Annotated in this window: 6 protein-coding genes and 1 pseudogene; 5 read left to right on the forward strand and 2 right to left on the reverse strand. The window is 65.0% G+C overall.

The window, feature by feature from the left end; translation table 11 throughout:
* A pseudogene (locus tag WBQ44_RS15075) lies at positions 1-580 on the forward strand (Fe-S oxidoreductase); the annotation flags it as partial.
* 580 nt (positions 581-1,160) lie between these two features.
* The gene (locus WBQ44_RS15080; protein ID WP_495567483.1) at positions 1,161-2,099 is read left to right on the forward strand and encodes a hypothetical protein; all 939 of its coding nucleotides are present in this window, start codon (positions 1,161-1,163) and stop codon (positions 2,097-2,099) included.
* A gap of 99 nt (positions 2,100-2,198) precedes the next feature.
* Here WBQ44_RS15080 and WBQ44_RS15085 read toward each other — a convergent pair whose 3' ends face one another.
* Positions 2,199-4,109 carry a dipeptidyl-peptidase 5 gene (locus tag WBQ44_RS15085; RefSeq protein ID WP_495567484.1) on the reverse strand — a complete coding sequence of 637 codons (1,911 nt, stop codon included), beginning with the start codon at positions 4,107-4,109 and terminating at the stop codon, positions 2,199-2,201.
* Positions 4,110-4,142: 33 nt separating this feature from the next.
* Between WBQ44_RS15085 and WBQ44_RS15090 the strand changes: the two genes are divergently transcribed.
* Together WBQ44_RS15090 and WBQ44_RS15095 are read left to right on the forward strand one after the other, a co-directional pair.
* Positions 4,143-5,117 carry a hypothetical protein gene (locus WBQ44_RS15090; RefSeq protein ID WP_495567485.1) on the forward strand — a complete coding sequence of 325 codons (975 nt, stop codon included), beginning with the start codon at positions 4,143-4,145 and terminating at the stop codon, positions 5,115-5,117.
* Between the two features lie 52 nt (positions 5,118-5,169).
* A complete protein-coding gene (locus WBQ44_RS15095; RefSeq protein ID WP_495567486.1) occupies positions 5,170-5,397 on the forward strand; it encodes a DUF3263 domain-containing protein in 228 nt (75 codons plus the stop codon).
* Positions 5,398-5,435: 38 nt separating this feature from the next.
* Here WBQ44_RS15095 and WBQ44_RS15100 read toward each other — a convergent pair whose 3' ends face one another.
* Positions 5,436-6,143 (reverse strand): SOS response-associated peptidase, encoded by a 708-nt coding sequence (locus WBQ44_RS15100; RefSeq protein ID WP_495567487.1) that lies wholly within the window; start codon positions 6,141-6,143, stop codon positions 5,436-5,438.
* A gap of 88 nt (positions 6,144-6,231) precedes the next feature.
* Between WBQ44_RS15100 and WBQ44_RS15105 the strand changes: the two genes are divergently transcribed.
* A partial coding sequence (locus tag WBQ44_RS15105; RefSeq protein ID WP_495567488.1) for an aminotransferase class I/II-fold pyridoxal phosphate-dependent enzyme occupies positions 6,232-6,843 on the forward strand: 612 nt, incomplete at its 3' end.

Raw genomic sequence — 6,843 nt, forward strand, 5'->3', positions numbered from 1 at the left:
GGTCAAGCCCAAGGGGCTGGCTGTGAAGTCCGGGTTCAAGAAGCCGGGCGCCAAGGCACCGGGCAAGCCTGCCGAGTCCACACCCGCAGCGTCGGAGGCCGAAGCACCGCAGGGTAAAGCCGCTCCCGCTGCAGAGGCTCCGGCCGCAGAGACTCCGGCGGCAGAGAGTCCGGCGGCCGACACGGCTCCGGCGGCCGAAGCGTCGGAATCCAAGCCGACGGTCAAGCCGAAGGGACTGGCAGTGAAATCCGGGTTCAAGAAGCCCGGCGCAAGGACGCCGGGGAAGCCCGCGGCCGCTACGTCGCCGGAACCCGAGTCTGCTACTCCTGCAATGTCGGACGCTACCGACGGAGCCGCTCAGGAGGCAGACGCTGCACCGGTTCGCGAGGTGTTCGAATCGGCCGACAACAGCGAGGTCGACGACACCACCGGCGACAGCACTGCCCCGGAAGCAGCTGCGGCAAGCAACGGGCAGCCGAGCGAGGGCGAAGAGTCCGCCGAGGCACCGTCGCATCCGAAACCGAAGGTCGGCGGACTCGGAATCGCCTCGAAGGCCAAGGTCCCGGGCCGAAAGAAGTAAGCAAGCACTGTTTCGCTCACCGAGCACCCCTGCCAGCATCACGGCAGGGGTGCTCGGTCGTTACAAGGAGTTCTCGGTCGCTTGCTGGGGCCTGCGTGGGCAACCGAGCACCCCTTGTGCGAACCCAGCACCCCCGCTAGCCCAACAGCACGAGTGCCAGCTCGCCATCAAGGGTGCTCAGTCCGAACTCCAAGCTCCGAATGGCCCCACCGGGACGCTGAATTCGTACGCCACCAGCGCTGCCCGCTGAGCTCATGGCCGCACCGGGACGCACGAATTCGCACGCACCCGAGCCGCCGGCTCACAGGTCATGGCCTCACGACACACCTCCCCGCGCGCATGCAGGGCCGAACGGCCGCAACCCAGCACCCCGCTTGTAAAACCAGCACCCTCGCTAGCCCAACAGCACGAGTGCCAGCTCGCCATCAAGGGCGCTCAGTCCGAACTCCCCTAGCACGGCGGCGCCACCGACACCGCTCGTCAAGCCCGAAAGTCGTCCGTCTATCCACAGGCGCAGGCGCTGTGCACAATTGGCAGAGCCGATATTGCTCCGCGGACGATTCGGCGACACAGTTCGTGCATGGTTCGCATTTTGTCCCGCACCGACGCACTGTCCCGTGGCGTCACAGACTCCGAACTACAGCGCTATTGCCGCACCAGTTTCTGGCGTCGACTCCGCCCCGGGAGATTCGTGAGCAGGGTCGAGTTCGACGCGCTGTCGCCACTGGAGCGACACAGAGTGGTCGCCGAGGCCGTGCTGAGCGCCTCGACCGCTGACGATGCCGTGCTCAGCCACACCTCGGCGGCGGTGTTCCACGGCATCGACATACTCGGGGCGGACCTTTCCCGCGTGCACATCACCCGAAATCGAAGCGGCGGTGGTCGGCGCACTGCGCACCGCGTCGTACATGCAGCACCGTACGCGGAGTCGGATGTGACTGTGATCGATGGTTTCGCCGTGACGTCGCTGGCCCGGACCATCGCAGATGTTGCGCGCTTGCTGTCGTTCGAGGACGCTGTCTGCATCGCAGATCTCGCGGCTCGGACCACTGGTGTCACATCCGAGGAGGTTGCTGCCGTGCTCGATTCGCGACCCACACATCCGGAGAACAGGAAAGCGCGGCGAGTCGCCAACTTCATGGACGGTCGATCCGAAAGCGTCGGGGAGTCGCGGTGCCGCTTGGTGCTGCACGAGTTGGGCTACGCCCCGCGGTTGCAGGTCCAGCTCGGGGACGCTGATGGTCCGTTCGCCCGGATCGACTTCCATTTGTTCGAGATCAACACTGCACTCGAGTTCGACGGTCGCATCAAATACAGCCGACTCGTTCCCACTGGACAAACACCGTCGGACGTCGCCTGGAACGAAAAGCTGCGCGAAGACAGAATCCGGGCGGGCGGTCTGCAGGTTGTGCGGATCACTTGGGCCGACCTGGAGAATCCCGTACGTGTCGACGGTCTTCTCCGTGCAGCAGCCGCCCGCGCAGCTCTGTCGCCTCCGCCGACGCTCACTTTTACCTGAGCGAGCACCGCTACCACCAACCTGGCACACCTATCGAGGTCCGAGCACCCGTCCGCGCATACCAAAACCGGTGCCAGCTAGCCCCTACAGCAGCGCCGGTCAAGGCCTCCACAGCTCGAGTGTCGGGATGCCGGGCGGAGTGAAGCCCATGACCTGTCCGTAGAACGACAGTTCGGATTCGCGAGCGTTGACCTGCGTTTCCAGCTTCCGGAAGCCGTGTGATTCTCCTTCGTACGCGAGGTAGGCATGCGGGATTCCCTTGCGCACCATGGCGTCGCGGAATCGTTCGGCCTGGGAGGGCGGAACGATCGGGTCCGACAGGCCCTGCAGCAGCAGTACCGGGCAGGACAGTCCGTCGACATTGTTGACCGGTGCCCGCTTCCGGTACAGATCCAGCGCTTCGGGTAGCGGACCGATGAGGCCGTCGATGTAACGGGATTCGAAATCGTGCGTTTCGGCGACGAACAGCTCGAGCTCTGCAACACCGTAATACGAAGCCCCACAAGCGAACACGTCGGACGAGGTCAAGGCTGCCAATACCGTCCAGCCGCCCGCAGACCCACCTTCGATGCCCAGTCGAGCCGGGTCGGCCAGTCCTGCGTCGGCGAGCCCGCGCACGGCGGCGACGGTGTCCTCGACGTCGACCACGCCCCACTGGCCACGAAGACGGTTGCGGTATTCGCGGCCGTATCCGCTGGAGCCGCCGTAGTTGACGTCGACGACGCCGATGCCGCGGCTGGTGAAGTATGCGAAGACGGGGTTGAGTGAGGGCGCGACGTGCGCGGTCGGGCCGCCGTGCACGAAAGCGACGTAGGGCGGTAGTTCCCCGTCGAGGCCGCGGTATTCGGGATTGCGGGGTGCGTAGGCGATTGTGTGAACCTCACGGTCGGGACCGTGAAAGGTCATGGGCTCGCCGCGGGGTAGGTAATCGGCGTCGGGAACGGTTTCGAGCCCGGACCGCACGACGGTGACCTCGTGGGTGTCCAGGTCGAGTAGTCGCAGGCCACCGGGGCTCTGCGCTCCCCCTGCACGCAGAAGAACGGACGAGCCGTTGCGTCCGCCGAGCGCTACCGACGTCAGGCCGTCCAATTCGATGTCGACGAGCGCTCCGGTGGACGGGTCGAGCACTCCGAGCGTGTCGACACCGAAAGTCCTTACCGTGAGCAGCTTTCCGTTGTCGAGGATCGAGTACCACCGAGCACCCAGTTGCCAGAGCGGTGCGCCGAAGTCCGCCTCGAACGAGCCCAGCGGCGTCACCGAACCGTCGAGCGTCGCACGGTGAATGTTCCACCATCCGCTGCGGTCACTGATGACGTACAACGAGTGGTCGTCGATCCATTCGGGTTGCAGCACAGACTCTTCGGTGCCACCGAGAACAGTCTTCCATTCGCCGGTCGCAAGGTCGGCAACTCGTAGCTCTGTTCCGTCCCAGGGCATCTGTGGGTGATCCCATGCGATCCACGCCAGGGTGGCGCCGTCGGGAGACATCCGCGGGTACGCCAGAAAGTGGGATCCGGATACCAGCGAGCGAACACCACTGCCGTCGAGTGCGATAGCGCAGATGTCCCTCGAAATGTCTGCGCCGTCGTGCATTTCGCGGACGGCTAACACCTCGTCCCCCACGACGGACAGCTCACCGTAGCGGATGGACCCGGCGACAGCGGGAGCATGCGTCAGCGGCACCGGGGTCTCGCCGGGCCGAGTCAGGTAGATGCGTTGATCCGAGAACTCCGCGAACACGATTCGGCCGTCGGGCGTGGCCGTCCATGCGCCGCCGCCGTACTCGTGCACCCGGGTGCGCGCATTGAACGGTTCGGGCAGCAAAGACACCACGCGGTCACCGTCGTGACGACAAATCGTGGTTCGCCCACCCTCGGTCGGGCGCAGTTCCGACCACCACACTTCGTCGCCGACGAACATTCCGTGCTCGACCGGGTGACCGTTCGCGGACAGATCCGTCGCGGAGATGGGCGACGGCCAAGCCCCGAAGGGCAACGCAACAGAACTCATGCGGCCAGGATATGCCGCGTAAGGTTCGTCCCCATGGATGAGCAGCGGGGGTTGGCTCGAACAGTCGTCGGCGACGGTATTCCGTTGCTCGTTGCGACGGCGGGGGTCCTGATCCTGGCCGGGGGTTTCGCAATGTTTCTTGCGCTGACGGGTCATTTCCTTCCGCACGATCTGGCATATCTCGGGATGAGCGCAGACGAGTTGTGTGCGGTGGCGAACTGCCACGTCGTGCATTTCATGTTGCACGACCGTATGGCATTCGGGGGGTCGGTCTTCGGAATCGGCGTGCTGTACGGCTACCTGGCGCTGTATCCGCTTCGCCGAGGTGAGGCATGGGCGTGGTGGCTGGTTGCCGGGTCCGGTGTTCTGGGGTTCGCCAGCTTCCTGGGCTACCTCGGCTTCGGCTATCTCGACACCTGGCACGGCCTGATCACGCTGGCTCTACTGCCCGTCTTCGTTGTCGGGCTCGCCGCGACGCGTCGGTTGCTGCACGCACCCACGACGCCGGCATCGCTTCTTCGGGGATCGCTGCCCGACATTCGAACTCGCGCAGGGCTGGGCCGGGCGTCGTTGATGTTGGGAACCGCGGGCACCGCCGTGGCCGGTCTCGAAGTGTTCCGCATCGGGGTGATGGAGACGTTCGTTCCGGCAGACATCGTGTTTCTCGGGGTTACCGCGGATTACCTGAACAGCATCGATGCGGGCCTGGTTCCCCTGATTGCGCACGACCGCGCCGGGTTCGGTGCCGCCGTGGTGATCCAGGCATTGCTCGCCTTCTTCTGCCTGTGGTGCGGCCGGACCGGGGTGGAAGTATCGCGTGCACTGTGGCAGACACTCCTCATCGCCGGGGTCGTGTCACTCGGCGCGGCGATCGGCACGCACTTCATCGTCGGCTACCTCGACTTCTGGCACCTGGCTCCGCCCGTGGTTGCTGCCGTGTCGCTCGTGCTGGGTCTCGCGCTGGCGTTGCCTCGGCAATCCGCCGTAACGCGGAGTTCACCGCACTGACAAACAGTTGGTCGAAGATGGACGGTGAGATATCTACTTCAGGGGGCAGAACATGCCGGAGACAGCACCGACCAGCGTCGACTCGGCCATGCTTTCGTTCGGTCAGTCGTGGCACAAATACGGCGGCGGTAGTGAGGAGGACATCTACGTGGCGTTCGGCCTTTCGGCACGCTCGTACTTCGAACGCCTCACCGCGCTGCTCGACGGCCCAGCGGGCGCGAGTCTCGACGAATCGATTCGCGAGAAGATGCGGGCGGTCTGCGCGCGGCGGATGCACTAGCCGGCAAGCGTCAGCCGCAACGCCCACTGAGACGCTCGCTAGCCGACGGGCACCAACAGCTCCGGGCCGTCGTTTTTGACGCTGTTGACCGCGGTGCTGACTTCGTACGGCACGAGACGCGGCTCGGGGATGGCGGCGAGCATTTCTTGTACGGAGTCGAGCGATGTGACCGTGGGGTCCAGCCAGGCAGACCGCAGGTTTTCCGGAACTATCACCGGAGAGCGGTCGTGAATGTGGCCGAGCGCATCGGCCGCAGGTGAGGTGAGGACGGTGACCGACCACAGCCAGCGGTCGGGGTCGTCGTCAGCCTTGGTCGGGTCGCGCCAGAGCTCGTACAGTCCCGCCATGGCGAGCACGCCGTCGTCGTGCAGGAAGTACGGGACCTTCTGCCCGTCCCGCTTCTCCCACTCGTAGTAGCCGTCGGCGGGAACGATGCAGCGTCTGCGGGCCGCAGCCTTCTTGAACGATGGCTTCTCGGTGATCGTCTCCGAGCGGGCGTTGATCATTCTGCTGCCGATTTTGGGATCCTTGGCCCACGACGGGATCAGACCCCAGCGTGCCGACCGCAGCTGACGCACGGCGTCGGCCTCCGGCTCGTCCTTGGGAATCCGCTCGATGACGGTGCGCACCGTCTGCGTGGGCGCCACGTTGTAGACGGGTGGCAGCTCCTCGCCGATCGTCTCGCCGACGTGGAAAACCGCAAGCAGATCACTGTCGCTCTGGGTACTGGCATACCGTCCGCACATGCATTCCATTCTGGCACCGGCTACCGACAAGTAGCACCCGATGGGAATTGGCTCGCGGTTCCCAGGACGGACCTGGCACGATGACGGGGTGAACCATCCGCAGACTATTCACCAGACGCGCCAACACCGCACGCTGCAGCAGTCCACGAAGTTGCAGAACGTGCTGTACGAGATCCGTGGGCCGGTACACGCCCATGCCGCGCGTCTGGAGGCGGAAGGCCACCGCATTCTCAAGCTGAACATCGGCAATCCCGCTCCGTTCGGCTTCGAAGCACCCGACGTCATCGTCCGGGACATGATCGCCGCCCTGCCGTACGCACAGGGCTACTCGGAGTCGAAGGGCATCCTGTCGGCGCGGCGTGCGATCGTAACCCGCTATGAGCTCGAGCCCGGTTTCCCCGAACTCGACGTCGACGACATTTACCTGGGCAACGGCGTATCCGAGCTCATCACGATGACGATGCAGGCCCTCCTCGACGACGGTGACGAGGTGCTGATTCCGGCACCGGACTACCCCCTGTGGACGGCGATGACCACGCTCTCGGGTGGCAAGGCCGTGCACTATATGTGCGACGAGGAGAGCGGCTGGAACCCGGACCTCGCGGACATCGAATCGAAGATTACGCCGAAGACCGTTGCACTCCTGGTCATCAATCCCAACAACCCGACCGGCGCTGTCTACTCGCGGGAAGTGCTGCAG

The sequence above is a fragment of the Rhodococcus sp. (in: high G+C Gram-positive bacteria) genome (genome assembly GCF_049591685.1).
Lineage (GTDB): Bacteria > Actinomycetota > Actinomycetes > Mycobacteriales > Mycobacteriaceae > Rhodococcoides.

Bases quoted from the DNA above. Each gene is read 5' to 3' on its own strand.
- WBQ44_RS15080 (WP_495567483.1), top strand. From the start codon at position 1,161: ATGGTTCGCATTTTGTCCCGCACCGACGCACTGTCCCGTGGCGTCACA.
- WBQ44_RS15085 (WP_495567484.1), bottom strand. From the start codon at position 4,109: ATGAGTTCTGTTGCGTTGCCCTTCGGGGCTTGGCCGTCGCCCATCTCC.
- WBQ44_RS15090 (WP_495567485.1), top strand. From the start codon at position 4,143: ATGGATGAGCAGCGGGGGTTGGCTCGAACAGTCGTCGGCGACGGTATT.
- WBQ44_RS15095 (WP_495567486.1), top strand. From the start codon at position 5,170: ATGCCGGAGACAGCACCGACCAGCGTCGACTCGGCCATGCTTTCGTTC.
- WBQ44_RS15100 (WP_495567487.1), bottom strand. From the start codon at position 6,143: ATGTGCGGACGGTATGCCAGTACCCAGAGCGACAGTGATCTGCTTGCG.